13 protein-coding genes are annotated in these 16,050 nt (G+C 75.6%); 10 read left to right on the forward strand and 3 right to left on the reverse strand.

The window, feature by feature from the left end; all coding sequences use genetic code 11:
• The 3 genes from ACFFIC_RS07450 (at position 1) to ACFFIC_RS07460 (ending at position 5,763) form a co-directional block, all read left to right on the forward strand.
• A complete protein-coding gene (locus tag ACFFIC_RS07450) occupies positions 1-2,703 on the forward strand; it encodes a DUF4159 domain-containing protein (RefSeq protein WP_377049538.1) in 2,703 nt (900 codons plus the stop codon).
• On the forward strand, positions 2,703-4,787 hold the full coding sequence (locus tag ACFFIC_RS07455; protein WP_377049539.1) for a hypothetical protein: 2,085 nt from the start codon (positions 2,703-2,705) through the stop codon (positions 4,785-4,787). The genes ACFFIC_RS07450 and ACFFIC_RS07455 overlap by 1 nt, the downstream gene beginning before the upstream one ends.
• A gap of 277 nt (positions 4,788-5,064) precedes the next feature.
• Positions 5,065-5,763, forward strand: coding sequence for a PEP-CTERM sorting domain-containing protein (locus tag ACFFIC_RS07460; RefSeq protein WP_377049540.1), 699 nt, complete (start codon positions 5,065-5,067; stop codon positions 5,761-5,763).
• Positions 5,764-5,809: 46 nt separating this feature from the next.
• On the opposite strand, the gene ACFFIC_RS07465 is transcribed toward ACFFIC_RS07460, so the two are convergent.
• The 3 genes from ACFFIC_RS07465 to ACFFIC_RS07475 form a co-directional block, all read right to left on the reverse strand.
• Positions 5,810-7,093 (reverse strand): ArgE/DapE family deacylase, encoded by a 1,284-nt coding sequence (locus tag ACFFIC_RS07465; RefSeq protein ID WP_377049541.1) that lies wholly within the window; start codon positions 7,091-7,093, stop codon positions 5,810-5,812.
• A gap of 79 nt (positions 7,094-7,172) precedes the next feature.
• On the reverse strand, positions 7,173-8,543 hold the full coding sequence (locus ACFFIC_RS07470) for a cytochrome c peroxidase (RefSeq protein WP_377049542.1): 1,371 nt from the start codon (positions 8,541-8,543) through the stop codon (positions 7,173-7,175).
• Positions 8,540-9,829, reverse strand: a complete 1,290-nt coding sequence (locus ACFFIC_RS07475) for a hypothetical protein (RefSeq protein ID WP_377049543.1) — start codon at positions 9,827-9,829, stop codon at positions 8,540-8,542. The genes ACFFIC_RS07470 and ACFFIC_RS07475 overlap by 4 nt, the downstream gene beginning before the upstream one ends.
• Before the next feature lie 26 nt (positions 9,830-9,855).
• On the opposite strand from ACFFIC_RS07475, the gene ACFFIC_RS07480 reads away from it, so the two are divergent.
• From ACFFIC_RS07480 to ACFFIC_RS07510, 7 genes are read left to right on the forward strand one after another with little or no spacing between them, the layout of a single operon-like run.
• Positions 9,856-10,554 (forward strand): Fe2+-dependent dioxygenase, encoded by a 699-nt coding sequence (locus ACFFIC_RS07480; protein ID WP_377049544.1) that lies wholly within the window; start codon positions 9,856-9,858, stop codon positions 10,552-10,554.
• A gap of 56 nt (positions 10,555-10,610) precedes the next feature.
• Entirely contained in the window at positions 10,611-10,988 is a 378-nt protein-coding gene (locus ACFFIC_RS07485) for a hypothetical protein (RefSeq protein ID WP_377049545.1), read from the forward strand.
• 56 nt (positions 10,989-11,044) lie between these two features.
• Positions 11,045-11,806: a hypothetical protein gene (locus ACFFIC_RS07490; RefSeq protein WP_377049546.1), complete on the forward strand. Its 762-nt coding sequence runs from the start codon at positions 11,045-11,047 to the stop codon at positions 11,804-11,806.
• A gap of 16 nt (positions 11,807-11,822) precedes the next feature.
• Entirely contained in the window at positions 11,823-12,326 is a 504-nt protein-coding gene (locus tag ACFFIC_RS07495) for a chemotaxis protein CheW (protein WP_377049547.1), read from the forward strand.
• Positions 12,327-12,336: 10 nt separating this feature from the next.
• Positions 12,337-13,776 carry a CheR family methyltransferase gene (locus ACFFIC_RS07500; RefSeq protein ID WP_377049548.1) on the forward strand — a complete coding sequence of 480 codons (1,440 nt, stop codon included), beginning with the start codon at positions 12,337-12,339 and terminating at the stop codon, positions 13,774-13,776.
• Complete coding sequence (locus tag ACFFIC_RS07505; RefSeq protein ID WP_377049549.1) at positions 13,776-14,360, forward strand: chemotaxis protein CheW; 585 nt, start codon at positions 13,776-13,778, stop codon at positions 14,358-14,360. Before ACFFIC_RS07500 ends, ACFFIC_RS07505 begins: the two co-directional genes overlap by 1 nt.
• A gap of 6 nt (positions 14,361-14,366) precedes the next feature.
• Positions 14,367-16,037: a methyl-accepting chemotaxis protein gene (locus ACFFIC_RS07510; protein ID WP_377049550.1), complete on the forward strand. Its 1,671-nt coding sequence runs from the start codon at positions 14,367-14,369 to the stop codon at positions 16,035-16,037.
• Positions 16,038-16,050 lie beyond the last annotated feature (13 nt).

Raw genomic sequence — 16,050 nt, forward strand, 5'->3', positions numbered from 1 at the left:
GTGGGCGCGCTTTCCTTCACCGCTCCCTGGCTGCTGCTGGCGCTGGCCGCCCTGCCCGCCCTGTGGTGGCTGCTGCGCGTCACCCCGCCCACGCCCCGCCGCCAGTCCTTCCCGCCCGCGCGCTTCCTGCGCGACCTCCCGGCGGTGGAGGAAACCCCGTCCCGCACGCCGTGGTGGCTGCTGCTGCTGCGGCTTGCGGCGGCGGCGCTGATCATCCTCGGCCTCGCGCGCCCCATCTGGAACGCCGCGGCCGGCGATCCCGAGGAAGGCCCGCTGCTGGTGGTGCTCGACAATGGCTGGGCCGCCGCCGCCGACTGGCCGGACCGCGTGGCGGCGGCCGGTGCCGCGCTGGACACCGCCGCCCGGGCCGGGCGCCGCGCCGCCCTTCTCGCCACCGCTCCCAGCGCGACAGGGGAGCCGCCCCGCCCCACCGGCTGGATGCCCGCCGAGGAAGCGCGCGCGCGCCTCGCCGCCCTGCGCCCGCAGCCCTGGGCGCCGGACCGGCCCGCCGCGCTGGGCGCCCTGAACGCCTGGCGCACGGAGGGCTTCGCGAGCCTTTACGTGACGGACGGCCTGTCCCATGGCCCCGACGACGGCGCGGCGCTGCTGGCGGCGCTGGCCGCCGCCGGGCCGCTCCAGGTGGCGCGCGGGGCGCCGGGTGCCGCCCGCGTCCTGCTGCCGCCGCGCGCCGAGGCCGACCGCCTCGTGCTCGGCCTCCGCCGCCCGCCGGGGGGAGAGGCCGGGGAGGCCGGGGTGCTGGCGATGACGCCCGATGGGCGCGCCCTCGGCCGCGCCGTGTTGCCCCTGGCCGCGGGGGCGACGGAGGCGGAGGGGGCCCTGGAGCTGCCGATCGAGATCCGCAACAGCGTCACCCAGCTTTCCCTCGAGGGCACCGCCCCCGGCGCGGCCGGCACCGTTCTGCTCGACGAGCGCTTCCGCCGCCGCCCCGTCGGCCTGCTGGCGGCGCAGGAGGAGGCGGCGGACACCCCCCTCACCGGCTCCCTGTACTACCTGGACCGCGCCCTTTCCCCCACCGCAGAGATCCGCCGCGGCACGCTGGAGCAGCTTCTCTCGCGCCGCCTCGCGGTGCTGGTGCTGGCCGACCGCCCGCTGGCCGACGGCCCGGAGGTCGAGGCGGTGACCCGCTTCGTGGAGGGCGGCGGCCTGTTGCTCCGCTTCGCCGGGCCGCGCCTCGCGGAACGGGGCGACGCCTTGCTGCCCGTGCCTCTGCGCGCCGGGGAGCGCGCGCTGGGCAGCGCCCTGTCCTGGGAGCGCCCGCAGACGCTGGCCGCCTTCCCGGAGGGCAGCCCCTTCGCCGGCCTGACGCCGCCGCCCGAGGTGACCGTCACCACCCAGGTCCTGGCCGAGCCCATCCCCCGCCTGGCCGAGCGCAGCTGGGCCCGCCTGTCGGACGGCACGCCCCTGGTCACCTTCGAGAACCGCGGCGCGGGGCGGATCGTGCTGTTCCACGTCACCGCCAATGCCGACTGGTCGGACCTGCCGCTCTCGGGCCTCTACATCGACATGCTCCGCCGCATCGTGGCGCTGTCCTCCGGCGTGGCCGGGGGGGAAAGCGCCGCCACCCTCGCGCCGATCGAGACGCTGGACGGCTTCGGGCGCCTCGGCGCCCCGCCGCCCGCCGCCGGGCCGCTGGCCGCCGCCCAGCTCGACGCAACCACCCCCGGCCCGCGCAACCCGCCCGGTTGGTACGGCACGCCCGGCGAGGGCGGCGAGCGGCGCGCGCTGAACCTTTCGGCCCATCTGCCCGCCCCCGCCGCCATGGCCCCGGCCCCTTCCGGCGCGCGGGAAGGCCGCATCGGCGGCGTGCCGCCGGAACGCGACCTTGGCCCCTGGCTGCTGGCCGCGGCCCTGGTGCTGCTGGCGCTGGACCTGCTGCTCTCGCTGCAAAGCCGCGGCCTGGGCCTGCGCGCCCGCGCGGCGGCGGTGGCGCTCGCGCTGCTGCTGCCGGGCACGGCCATGGCACAGGGCGTTCCCGCCGAAGGCGCCGCCGCCCTGGCCACCCGCCTGGCCTATGTGGTGACCGGCGACGCGCAGGCGGACGAAACCTCCCGCCAGGGCCTGACCGGCCTGTCCGACTACGTGAACCGCCGCACCGCCGCCGGCCTCGCCGAACCCGCGGCGCTCCGTCCCGGCCGGGACGACCTGTCCTTCTATCCCCTGCTCTACTGGGTGGTGCTGCCCGAGGCCCCCGCGCCGGACGCCGCGGCCGTGGGCGCGCTGAACGCCTTCATGCGCCAGGGCGGCATCATCGTCTTCGACACGCGCAACGAGGGCTCGGGCGAGGGCGTCTCGCTGGGCGCCGACGCCGCGCTGCGCCGCCTCACCCGCAACCTCCAGGTGCCGCCGCTGGCGCAGCTGCCCGAGGACCACGTCCTCAAACGCGCCTTCTACCTGCTGCCCGACCTGCCCGGCCGCTATGCCGGCGGCCCCGTCTGGATCGCGCGCGACACCGACCGCGCGAATGACAGCGTGTCCCCCGTGATCATCGGCGGGCACGACTGGGCGGCGGCCTGGGCCGTGGATGGGCGCGGCAACAATCCCTATGCCGTCATGCCCGGCGGCGCGCGGCAGCGGACGCTGGCCTACCGCTTCGGCGTCAACCTCGTGATCTACGCGCTGACCGGCAACTACAAGGGCGACCAGGTGCACGTGCCGGCCATTCTGGAGCGGCTCGGCAACTGATGACCCGCTCCCTCTCCTCCATCGACCTCGCGCCCATCCTGCCGCACTGGCTGCTTCTGGCGCTGGCCGTGCTGGCGGTGCTGGCGCTGGTGCCCGCGCTGGTCCGCCGCGCGCGCGGCGCCTGGTGGCGGGCGCTGGCCTTCCTGCTCATCCTCGGCGCCATCGCCAACCCGCGCCTCGTGCAGCAGACGCGCGAGGTGCGGCCCGACATCGCGCTGCTGGCGGTGGACAACTCCGCCTCCACCGACGTCGCCGGGCGCCAGGCCGCGATCGCGAGCGCCCGGGTCGCCATCGAGGCACGCGCCGGCCGCCTGCCCGACCTGGAGCTTCGCACCGTGACGGCGGAGGAAGGTGGCAGCCAGGGCACGCGGCTGTTCGCCGCCATCGAGCGGGGCCTCGCCGACATCCCGCGCGCGCGGCTGGCGGGCGTGATCGCCCTGACCGACGGCCAGGTGCACGACGCGCCGCGCGACCTCGGCGCCGAGGCGCCCCTTCACGTGCTGCTTCCCGGCCGCGCGGGCGAGGTGGACCGGCGGCTGCGCATCATCGAGGCCCCGGGCTTCGGCATCGTCGGGCGCGGCGTGGAGCTGCGGCTGGTGGTCGAGGACCTGGGCGCCACCTCCGGCGGTGCCGCGCCCCTGCGCCTGACCATCCGCCGCGACGGCAGCGCGCCGCGCACGGAAAGCGTGCAGCCCGGCCGCGAGCAGCGCATCGCCGTTCCCATCGAGCGCGGCGGCCCGAGCGTGATCGAGATCACGGCCGAGGAGCGGCCGGGCGAGGTCTCCACGCTCAACAACACCGCGGTCGTCACCGTGAACGGCGTGCGCGACCGGCTGCGCGTGCTGCTCGTGAGCGGGGAGCCCCATGCCGGCGAGCGCACCTGGCGCCGCCTGCTGAAGGCCGACCCCAACGTCGATCTCGTTCATTTCACCATTCTCCGCCCGCCGGAGAAGGACGACCTGACGCCGCTGAACGAGCTGGCGCTGATCGCCTTTCCCGTGCGCGAGCTGTTCCAGCAGAAGCTGCGCGAGTTCGACCTGATCGTCTTCGACCGCTTCTCCAACCGCGGCATCCTGCCGCCGCAATACCTGCGCAACATCGCCGAGCACGTGCGCCAGGGCGGGGCGCTGCTGATGTCGGTGGGGCCGGAGTTCACCGGCGGGGGGTCGCTGGCCAACACGCCGCTCGGCGCCGTGCTGCCCGCCCGCCCCCTGCCCGGAGGCCAGGCGCTGCTGGAGGCTCCCTTCCGCGCACAGGTCAGCGAGACCGGCCTGCGCCATCCCGTGACCGAGGGGCTGACCGGCGCCAATGCCACGGCCGCCGCTGCGGCCAGCTGGGGCCGCTGGTACCGCATGCTGCGCGCCGAGCCGCGCGGTGGCGCCAGCATCATGAATGGCCCCGACGGCAACCCGCTGCTGCTGCTGGACCGCGTGGGCGAGGGCCGCGTGGCCCTTCTGCTGTCGGACCAGATCTGGCTGTGGTCGCGCGGCCATGACGGCGGGGGCCCCCAGGCGGAGCTGCTGCGCCGCATCGCCCACTGGCTGATGCGCGAGCCCGAGCTGGAGGAGGAGGACCTGACCGCCTCCATCGCGCAGGGCCGGCTCACCGTCACGCGCCGCAGCCTGGCCGATGCCCCGCCCCCGGGGATCACGATCACCGCGCCGGACGGCACCGTGACGCGCCACGCGCCGGAGCGCCGCGAGGGCGGCCGCGCGATGGTGGAGTTGCCCGCTGACCGCGCCGGCGTCTGGGCCGCCACCGATGGCACCCGCACCGCCTTCGCCGCCGCCGAGGCCGCGAACCCGCCGGAAATCGCGGACCTGCGCGCCGATCCCGCGCGGGTGCAGCCCGCCGTGCAGTCCTCCGGCGGTGCCGCCCGCTGGATCGGGGACGGCAGCGGCCTGCCGGACATCCGCCGCACCTCCGCCGGCCGCGACGCCGCCGGTCCCGGCTGGATCGGGCTGGTGCGCCGCGAGGATCACACCGTGACGGGCATCTCCGCGCTGCCGCTCCTGCCACCCTGGCTGGCGCTGCTGCTGGTGCTCGGCGTGGCGGTGATGGCCTGGCGCCGGGAGGGGCGCTGAGCGGGAAGCGGTGAAGTTCGGGTTCCGGAGCGATACTGAACCGACACGGCTTTCGAGTTGTTTTCCGCAACGATGATCGGGCCGAGCCGCTTTTCCCGGCATTCCCCGGCGGCTGCCCGTCTCGACCGTTGCGGTAACGCAACAATGCATCGCGCCCCGCCTCGCCAAATCGTGCGGCAAGGTCGCCCACCGCATTAACCGAGTTAGGCGCTTGGTTATCGGCGTTCCGTCACACGAAACACCCGCGGTGGCTCCCGCCACCCGGCTGGAGAGAACCATGCGATCCCCAACCCTGGCCCTTGCGCTCTCGTGCTTCCTGGTGCCGGCGGCCGCCTCGGCGGCCCCGGTGCTCTACGAGGCCGTCCTCGCTCCCGCGAACAACTCCGGTGTCACCGGCACGGCCAGCTTCAGCCTCGACGGCGACATCCTGTCCTTCAGCCTCGTGGCGAACAACGTTGTGGCGAACCAGCCCCACCTGCTGCACGTCCACGGCAAGGACATCGCCCCCAGCGTTCCCTTGGATACCCCGGCGCCGCCGCCGCCGGTTCCGCCCAACGGGGACCTCGACAACAACGGCGTGGTGACCACGCCCGAGGCGATCGCCCAGATCGGCCCCGTCATTCTTTCCCTCGCGCAGCACGCGCCCGGCACCAAGGCGGAGCTGCTCGGGGTAACCGCCGCGGCGACGACGCTGATCTACAACGCCACCTTCGACCTCAGCCAGAACGTGACGGAGCCCGGCTTCACGCGGGCGGACCTGCTGCCGCTCGACTTCCGCGTCTTCGACATGCATGGCGGCTTCATCCCGAGCGGAGCGGGCGCCAGCACCTATGACGTGAACCTGCCCGTGGCGGCGGGCGCCATCCAGCTCGTGGCCGTGCCCGAGCCCGCTTCGATGACGCTGATGCTGAGCGGCATCCTCGGCCTCGGGGTGGCGCATCGCCGGCGCAAGGCGCGGGGCGCGCGGGCCGCCTGAACCGGCCTCGTTCCGCCGCGGCCCGGCCGCGGCGGAACGGTTTTCGTCAGGCCTCCTCCACCCCGCACCAGTCGGCGATGAAGGCGGCGATGGACAGCGTCGTCCGCCGGAGCAGCGCGAGGTCCGTCCGCTCGTCGAAGCCGTGGTTGCCCTCGCCGCCCGGCCCGTAGCAGAGCGCGGGCATGGCGTAGTAGCGCCCGTAATAACGCGTGTCGTTCACCGCCGTGGAGAGCCGCTCCTCCATCGGCGCGCCGAAGCTGGCCTCGTGCGCCGCGGCCAGCACGCGCTCCGCCTCGCTGCCGGGCTCCTGCACGAAGCCGTCCGCCTGGAAGCCGTGCCACGTCACCTCCGGCGGGTTGTTCGCCAGAAAGGCATCGCCCGCCCGCGCATCGGACACGCAGCGTTCCACCCCTGCCATCACCTCCGCCACCTCCATCGAGGGGGTGAGCCCGATGCGGCAATCCACCTCGCACCAGGCGGGCGTGGAAGAGGCCCAGTCACCGCCACGGATCACGCCCGGGTTGAACTTGATGGGGTTGCGCACGGCGCCGAAGGAAGGGTCCTCCTTCGCCCGCTCGTTCAACGCCGCCGTGTGGTCCTGCAGCGCACGGATCAGGTGCATGGCCGAGAGGATCGCATTGGTGCCGGCATCGGCGACCGCGACGTGCACGGGCACGCCGCGCACGCGCAGGCGGAACCACAGCGTGCCCGTGTGCGCGCGCGTGATGGTGCCGGCCGTCGGCTCCGGGATCAGGCAGGCATCGGCGCGGTAGCCGCGCAGCAGGGTGGCCAGCGCGCCGTTGCCGGTGCTTTCCTCCTCCGTCACCGTCTGCAGGTGCACGTCGCCCGCGGGGGCCAGCCCGGCCTCGCGCAGCGCGTCCATGGCGAAGATCATGGCGGACACGCCCGCCTTCATGTCGTTCGCGCCGCGGCCGTAGAGCCAGCCGTCGCGCACCACCCCGGCATAGGGCGGATGCGTCCACATCTCCGCCGGGCCTTCCGGCACCACGTCGATATGCCCTTGCAGGATCAGGCTGCGCCCGCCCGCGTTCCGCGCCCGCTTCGTGGCCACCACCTGCACGGAGCCGGCGGGATCGGTGCCGACCATGGGCGCCGCCTTCTCGTGCGCCTCGAGCGGCACGTCGGCCAGGGTGAAGCGGTCCACCTGATATCCGCGCGCCGCCATGCCGCGCGCGATCCAGTCCTGCAGCGGCGCCTCCCGTCCGCGCAGGCTCGGGAAGCGCACGAGGTCGGCGAGGAACCCTGTTTGTGCCTCGAAGTTCCGGTCCACCGCGGCGCGCAGGCGATCGAGCATCATGGGGTCTGGCAAGTCGGTGCGTCCTTTGCGCTGGAAACGAAGCGCGCATCTTTCGCCCCCTGGCGCACGCGCGCCAGCCCCCGGACCGGGGCTAGGGCGCCGCCACCGTCACCTCCAGGCGCATGCGCGGGTGGATGCCGCAGAAGGCGACGTATCGCCCGGCGGTTGGAATGCGCCAGGTCACGGTCTGCCCGGGGTCCTGGATGCCGCTGTTGCGCTGAAGCTCGGGGGAATCGATGCGGATGTTGTGCGCGGTGGTGTCGTCGTTCACGATCTCCAGCGTGCCGCCGGGCGTCAGCGCCACGCGCAGCGGGGCGAACTGGCGGTTCTTCTGCGACACCCGCGCCCGCGCCACGGGGGTGAGGCCCGGCGGCGGGGCGGGCGCGACGGGCGGCGTCGCCATTTCCGGCAGGGCGGCGTCGGGCGCGCTGGTCAGGGTGTTGAGGAAGGCGATCAGGTCCGCCCGCTGCGCCGGGTCCAGCGAAAGACGCCGCGGCAGTTCCGGCGGCAGGGTCGGGCGGTCGGCGACCCCCGCGGCATAGTGCTCGATCACCGCCTCGATGGTCGGGATGGAACCGTCGTGCATGAAGGGCGCGCGCCGCATCGCCTCGCGCAGGGTGGGCGTCTTGAAGGCGCGGTCGGCGCGGGCCAGCCCGAGCACCGGCCCGCGCCCGAGATCCGGCGCGACGCCCGGCCGGTCCGGCAGGCCGATGTCGTAGAAGGCGTGGTCGGTGAAGGCCCAGCCCTCGTGGCAGTTGGCGCAGCCGGCGGGGCCGTGGAACAGCGACAGCCCGCGCCGCTCCGCCGGGCTCAGCGCGGCGTTGTCGCCGTCCACCCAGGCGTCGAAGCGGGTGCGGGGGGAAACCAGCGTGCGCTCCCAGGCGGCGAGCGCGCGCACCAGGTTGTCCTTGCTCACGGCCGGGGACGCGCCGGGGAAGGCGGCGGCGAAGGCCGAGCGCCAGCCGGGGTCGCCGGCCATGCGCTCCACCAGCGTGCCCAGCGGCTGGCCCATCTCCTCATGCGCCTCGATGGGGGCGGCGGCCTGCGCCTCCAGCCCCTCCGCCCGCCCGTCCCAGAACAGGAAGGGCGCCCAGGCCAGGTTCCAGATGGTGGGCGAGCGCCGCGCCAGCGCCTTGCCTCCGGCGCCGCGTGCCAGCGGCAGGCCGTCGCTGAACCCATGCGCCGGCTGGTGGCAGCTCGAGCAGGACATGGTGCCGGTGGAGGAGAGCGACGGGTCGAAGAACAGCCGCCGGCCGAGCTGCGCGCGCGCCGCCGTGGTGGGGTTGTCGGACGGGGGTGGCGGCATCTCGGCCGGGCGGCGATAGGCCGCGCGCAGGGCCGCGACCTCCGCCGCCGAACCCGCATCGGCCGAACCGGCGGGCGGGGCCAGCGCGAGGAGGCTCGCGGCCGAGAGCAGCGCGAGCGCCCCCGCCAGCAGCCCGTCGAGAAGGCGCGTCCTCACCGCCAGCGCAGGGCCGCGTGCTCGAAGCGGCCCACGGCGGCGATCAGCTCCGTCACGCCCATCACCGGGGCCGCGGGGGGCCGCGCCGTGGGCCATACCGGGCGCAGGTCGGCCAGGGCCGATTGCAGCTCCGCCCAGTCGCGCGCGCCCTGGGGGCCGGCGCGGAGCGCGGCGGCGTTGCGGTTCAGCAGCGCCTCCGCTTCCAGCAGGAAGCCGCGTCCGTCCTGGTATTCCACCACATTGGCCAGTCGCCCGTCCTCGATCGCCGCCTCGTACTCGGCGGCGGCGGAGCGCATGGTGCGGGCGGCCACCTCGGCCACGAAGCCGGGCGCGTTCCGCACGCGGGCGGGCAGGCCGGCGACCCAGGCCCGGTCCACCCGGGCGATGGCGTCGCGATAGGCCGCCTCCATGCCCGCGCCGCCCCGCTTGGCCCTCGCGCGGTTGGACAGGGTTTCCAGCGCCGCCGCGAAGCCCGGCGCCCGCCGGCGCAGCAGGTCGGGGCGGAGGTCGTCGTAGATCTCCTCGCGCGGGTGGAGGAAGTGGAACACCGCGTCATCCCAGGCACCGGCGCGGGCCAGTTCCATCCCCACGGCCAGGTGCCCGCGCACGAGCATCAGCCGCCCGGCATAGGCGACATCGGGCGTGGCGCCGAAGGTGATCCCGCCCTCGCCGCCTTCGCCTCCCTCACCGCCCTCGGAAGCCGCGGGGGTGCCGTGGGCATGGGCGGGCGGCGTGGCGGGAGCGGCTGCCGGCGCGGGAATGGCCGGTGCCACGGGCACGGCGCTGGCTGGTGCCGGGGGCGTGGCGGGCGCGACGGCGGCGGGCGCCGCCGGTGCGACCACCACCGGCGGGACAGGGGCCGGGGCGGGTGCCGGGGCAGCGGCAGGGGCACCCGGCGCGGCACCGGGGAACACCACGGGCAGGTCGCCCGGCGGCGGCTGCGGCGCGGGCACCGCGCTGGATGGGATTTCGGGCGGGATCTCGGGCGCTGCTGCGACGGGCGCAGGCTGCGGCGCCGGCGGGGCAGCGGGGGCGGCGGCCGGCGCCTCGGGCGCCTGCCCCTGGAACATCACCGGCACATCCGCCGGCGGCTCGGAGTCGGGGATGGCCTCCGGCGCGATGGCCGGGGCGGCCTGCCCCTCCTGCGCCACGGGGGCGGCCCCGCCGGCCGGCTGGGCCAGGACCGGGGGCACCGGAGCACCCGCCAGGGCGAAGGCCCCCACGCCGACCCAGAGCCGCAACGGGCCGAAACGCACGGCACCAGACCGCACTGGGCCACTCCCCATGAACAAATCCTCCTGGCAGGCTGCGAATGATGATCGTCTGCATTCCCAATGTGCTGTCCCCGGACAGCCTCGGCAAGCTGCGCGCCCTGCTGAGCCGCTCCGCGTTCGGCGACGGTGCCGCGACGGCCGGCTGGCACGCGCGCACCGTGAAGAACAACGAGCAGGCCGACCCGCTCGACCCCTTCGCGCGGGAGGCCGGGGACATCGCCCTGGCGGCGCTGGAGGCGAACGAGGTGTTCCGGGCCGCCGTGCTGCCCCGCCGCCTGCGCGCCCCGCTGCTGTCCCGCACCACGCCGGGCCGCACCTACGGCACCCATGTGGACGACGCCGTGATGGGCGGCGGCGCCCCCTCGGACCCGCGCGGCGAGGCGCCGCTGCGGGCCGACATCGCCGTCACCCTGTTCCTGTCCGACCCCGACGGCTACGAGGGCGGCGAGCTGGTGATCGAGACCACGGCGGGGGAGATGGCGGTGCGGCTCGCGGCGGGGGAGGCGGTGGCCTACCCCGCCGGCACCCTGCACCGCGTCGCCCCCGTCACCTCCGGCGAGCGCCTGGTGGCCGCCACCTGGGCGCAGAGCCTGGTGCGCGACCCCGCGGCGCGGGAAATCCTGTTCGACCTGGACACCGCCCGGCGCGACCTTTTCGCCCGCGAGGGCAAGTCGCGCGCCTTCGACCTGCTGGCCAAGTCGCGCGCCGCGCTGCTGCGCCGCTGGGCCGAACCATGAACATTCGCGGGGGCCAGGGCCTTACGCCGACCGGGCCGGCGCACCAGATTTCGGGCATGCGCCGCGCCCTCCTCCCCGCCCTCGCCCTTTCGCTCCTCGGCCTCGCCGGCTGCGCCACGGGGCCCAGCCTCAGCGATCGCCTGTCCAGCTATGTCGGCCGCTCGGAGCTGGAGCTGGTGCAGGCGCTCGGCGTGCCCACGCGCAGCTACGAGACGGGCGGGCAGAAGTTCGTGGCCTATGAGGAGCAGCGCACCGTGGCCCTGCCCGGCGGCTTCGCGGGCGGCCCCTTCTACGGGCCCTATGGCCGCGGCTTCTACGGCGGCGGCTTCGCTTCCCTGGGCAACACCTATGTCCCCGTGCAGTGCGACGTGACCTTCGCCCTGCACGAAGGCCGGGTGGCTTCCTTCACCTATCGCGGCCAGGGCTGTGCCTGACCCGGGGGGCGGCGGGAGTGGCCGCGGCCGCTCTCTGCCGCTATAGGCAAGGGGCCATGCGCCGCCCCTCATCCTCCTCCCTTCCGGCTCCCCTCCTGGCCATGCTCCTGGCCGGGCCGGTGCTGGCCACCCTCGCGGGCCCGGCCCTGGCGCAGGGGATCGGGCGCAGCGCGCCGGCCCCCGCGGGCGCGCCCGCCGTCCGCCCGCCGCCGCCCGCCCTTCCGGGCCTGGCCGGGCGGCGCGCGCCCGAGCCCATCCCCGCCGAAACGCCCAGCGCCAGCCTTTCGCCCAACGCCGCGCTGTTCGATGCCATCACCCGCGGCGACCTCCCCGCCGCTCGCGAGGCCATGGCGCGCGGCGCGGACCTGAACAGCCGCAACCAGCTCGGCCTCACCCCGGTGGACGCCGCCGTGGACCAGGGGCGGAACGAGATCGTCTTTTATCTGCTGTCCGCCCGCGGCAGCGCCGGCAGCGGCCCGACCTTCGCGCCCACCGAGCCCGCGCCGCCGCCCGCCGCCACGCGCCGTGGCCGCGCCGGGCGCGAGGCGCCCCTCTCCAGCGCCGCGGTGCCGGAGACCGGGGAGGACGCGCCCGCCCGCCCCTCCGGCCCGCTCAGCGAGCCGCCGCGCCGCGGGGCCGGCGCCGCCGCCCCCGTCGCCCTGCGGGCGCGGCTCTTCGCCGGGGACGGCGGATCGCCCCGGCCCGAGATCGGCTTCCTCGGCTTCGATGCCGGCCGCCCGGCGGGCGCCGAGCCCCTCCCCGAGGCCGCGCAGCAGGCCACCCCCCGCAGCTATGGCCGTGGCCGCGGCCGCCGCTGAGAGCGCGGACGCCGGCTTGCCCGCCACGGGGGACGAGCTTTCCTCCGGCCCGCTCGTGGTCATCGCCGTGGGCGGGGTGGCCTGCGCCCTGCCGCAGGCGGCCGTTCGCGCCCTCCTGCCCCTGCCGCACCTCGATGCCCCGCCCGGCCTGCCGGCGCCGCTCGCGGGCTTCCTGAACCTTGGCGGCACGGCCGTGCCGGTGGTGGACCTGGCCCGCCTGCTGGGTCTGCCGCCGGGCGAGCCGCACCCCTACCGCCACCTTGTCCTGCTTCACGGCAACCGCGCCCTGCTGGTGGACCGCGCGGCGGATGTGCTGCCGCCGGGCCAGCCGATCCGCCCGGTGGAGCCCGGCCGCTCGCTCAACGGCCTCAACACCGGCGTGCTTGAGGTGGGTGATGACGCCGTCCACCTGCTGGACCCCACCCGCCTTCTTCTCGCCGAGGAAGCCGCGACGCTGGACGACCTGGCCCGGCAGGCGAGGCTGCGGACCGCCCGCTGGGCCGCCACGCCCGCCCCATGAGCCCCGCCGCATGAGAGGCCCCGCGGATGCGGCCTTTCCCGCGCTGAAGCGGCTGGTCATCGCCCGCACCGGCCACGCCTATTACGAGGAAAAGGACGCCGCCCTGTGGGAGCGCCTGCGCCGCCGCATCCTGGCCAGCGGCGCGGGCGACGCCGCCAACTATCTTTCGCTGCTGGAGCGGGACGAGGCCGAATGGAACGCGCTCGAGGCCGAGGTGACGATCGGGGAAACCTTCTTCTTCCGTGACGCCGCCCAGTTCGATGCCCTGCGCGACACCATCCTGCCCGCGCTGATCGCACACCGCGCGGCGGAGCGCCGGCTGCGGATCTGGTCCGCCGGCTGCTCCTCGGGGGCGGAGGCCTATTCGGTCGCGATCCTGCTCCGCCGCCTGCTGGGCGAGGCGCACCGCAACTGGCGCATCAGCATCCTCGGCACCGACATCAACGAGAGGGCCCTGGCCACCGCCCGCGCCGCCTGCTTCAGCCCCTGGGCGCTGCGCGGCATGACCGCCGCCGACCGCGACCGCGACTTCCTGCCGGCCGAGGGCGGCCGCTCGTGGCAGCTCCGCCCGGAACACCGAACCACCGCCCGCTTCGAGCGGGGCAACCTGCTGGACCTGCTGACCAACAGCCTGCCGGCGGGCATGGCCGGATTCGACCTTATCCTGTGCCGCAACGTCCTGATCTACCTGGCCCGCGCGCAGGTTTCCGCCATCGTGCGCGCGCTCGGCGGGCGGCTGGCGCAGCAGGGCTGGATGCTGCTGGGCCATTCGGAGCCCGACCCCGCCTTCAGCGGCTTTCTCCGCCCGGTGTCCCTGCCCGGCACCATTGCCTGGCGCCCCCTCGCGGCAACGCCGCCGGGCGCCCGGCCGCAGGCGCCGCCTTTGCCGACGCCCGCCGCGGCGATGCCCGTGCCCCGGCCCGCGTCCTGGCCCACGCCCCGGCCCGCGCCGGCACGTACCTGGGCGCCGGGTCCGCCTCCGCTCGTGGCGCCTCCGCCGGCAGCCTTGCCCGGCCCATCCGCCGGCGTCACGGCCTTGGCGAAGCGGCCCGCCGCCGCGGCCCTGGACCGCGCGCGGGCCGAGGCGGATTCGGGCGCGCTGGAATCCGCCCGCGCGACCCTGCGCGAGGCGCTGCGCGAGCATCCCACCACCGCCGCCCTGCACCACCTGGACGGGCTGGTCGCCCGCGCCCTGGGCGACCCTGCGGCCGCCGAGGCCGCGCTGCGCCGGGCGCTCTATCTCGACAGCGCCTTCGTCGCGGCGCACTACCATCTCGGCCTGCTGCTGCTTGACCGCGGGGCGGCGGGGGCGGCCCGGCGCAGCATCGCCAATGCCGGCCGGCTTGCCGGCGCCCTGTCCGGGGAAACGCCGCTGGAGGAAGGGGACGGGATGACGGCGGAAACCCTGCTCGCCCTCACCCGGCGCCACCTGGCCGAGGACCCGGGCTGATGGCCTTGCGGTTCCTTCCCGACCCCGGCCTTCTCGGGCAGCTCGACCCCGCCCGCACCGCGCGCCTGATGGAGGAGCGCACCCGCCTCCTCGCACGGCGCGGCGGCCATTCCGCGGCCGGCGCGGCGCCCCCGGTCCTGCCGCCGGTTCTGCTGGTGGCGCTCGGCGCCGAGCTTTATGGCCTGCCGCTGGACCGCGTGGCGGAGGTGCTGCCGGCCGAGCCGCCCTGCGCTTTGCCCGGAAGCCCGCCCGAGGTTCTGGGCCTGCGCGCCCGCGCCGGGCGGCTGCACGCCCTGCTGGACCTGGCGCCGCTGCTCGGCCTCCCGCCCGGGTGGGAGGGGGCACGGCAGGGCGGCCACGACGTGCTGCTGCGCCCCCGCCCCGGCGCGCGGCGGCTGGCCCTTCGCGTCGATCGCGCGCTTTCCGCCGTCTCGCCCCTTCCCTTGCCCCAGGATGCGCCCCCCGGGGGTGCCGTCGCCTTTCGCGCCACCATGCCGGCCGCGGAAGCCGGTGCCCCGATCCTGGCGGTGCTCGACCTCGATGAACTCCTGCGGTCCCATGCCGCATCCCCAGCCGGAGCCTGAACCCGCGTGTCCATCACCAACCGCGCCCTGCTGGGTTTCGTGACGCTGACGCTGCTGACCATCGCCCTCGGGCTCTGGTCGCTCGACCAGTTCGAGACGGTGCGCAACGCCAGCCAGAGCGTCTCCAGCCGCGATGTCTCCGTCACGCGGCAGGTGGCCCGCATCCGCGACGCCCAGACCGACATGCGCGACACGCGCGCGCGCATCATGATCTCCTTTCTCGGGCGGCACGCGGCGCCCGGCCCGAACAACGGCCCCGTGCCCATCCCCGAATGGCAGCGCTCCTCCGCCGGCATGGCCACCCGCCTGAACGCCGCCCTGGCCGCGGCCCAGGGCTTTGCCGCCCAGGCCGTCGCCCCGGACCGGCAGGCGGGGTGGCGGCAGGTGGTGGCGGGCCTGAACGAGGCCAGCGGTTCCCTCGCCCGCTACCGCGAGCGCGTGGACGCCAAGCTGCGTTCGGTGCAGGCCGACGACCTGCCCGCCGTCATGGAGGCCGAGCCCGGGGTCGCCGCCGCCGCGCTGGACCTGGACGATGTGGTGGCGCGCGTCGAGACCGCGATGGAGCACCTTTCCGCCGTCGGGCAGGCGCGGGTGGACAGCATCGCCGAGAAGGCGCGCACGCTGATCCTGATGGGCATGGGGGCGGCCGTGCTCGTGGCCATCCTCGTCTCCGCGCTGGTGCGCCGCGCCATCGCCCGCCCGCTGGAGGACATGATGGAGTTCGTCCAGCGCATCGGCCGGGGCGAGCTGGCGGGCGCCCCCGCGCGGGAAGGGCAGGACGAGTTCGGCCGCCTCGGCACCACGCTGAACCGGATGGTGGAAGGCCTGCGCGACCTTGCGCGGCAGAGCCGCGACGCGACGCACCAGCTGGATGCCGCGACGGCCGAGATCCGCGCCAGCACCCAGCAGCAGGCCGCGAGCGTGGAGGAGCAGCTCGCCGCCGTGCAGGAAACCGCCGCCACGGTGGACGAGATCACCCATTCCGGCGCCCGCATCGGCCAGCGCGCGCAGGAGGTGATCGCCGCCGCCCAGGCCACCGTCCGCTCCAGCGACGAGGGCCTGCGCGCCGCCGCCGAGACGGTGGCCGCCATGGACAAGATCCGCGAGCAGGCCGAGCGCGTGGCCGGCAACATCGTGGCGCTGAGCGAGAAGACCCAGGCCATCGGCGAGATCACCGCCACGGTGAACGACATCTCCGAGCGCAGCCACCTGCTGGCGCTGAACGCGGCGATCGAGGCCGCCGCCGCCGGGGAGGCCGGCCGCTCCTTCTCGGTGGTCGCCGCCGAGCTGAAGTCGCTGGCCGACCAGGCCAAGGAGGCGACGGCGCAGGTGCGCGCCAATCTCGGCGACATCCAGCGCGGCATCAACGCCTCCGTGATGCTGACGGAGGAGGCGGTGAAGCGCGCCGCCACCGGGCGCGAGCGCACGGCCAGCAGCCAGGACACCATCCGCGAGATCACCGCCAGCGTTCAGGAGGCGGTGCAGACCTTCCAGCAGATCGTCGCCAGCACCAACCAGCAGCAGCTCGGCATCGAGCAGGTGATGGGCGCGCTGACCAACATCCGCCAGGCCAGCGAGCAGACCGCCGTCGGCACGCGCCAGCTGGACCAGGCGGCCGCGGACATGGCGGGGCTCAGCCGGGGCCTGGTCCAGCTCGCCGACCGCTACCGGATCTAGGGCCGCACCGAGG

It is taken from the genome of Muricoccus vinaceus (assembly GCF_042433125.1).
GTDB classification, from domain to species: domain Bacteria; phylum Pseudomonadota; class Alphaproteobacteria; order Acetobacterales; family Acetobacteraceae; genus Roseomonas; species Roseomonas vinacea.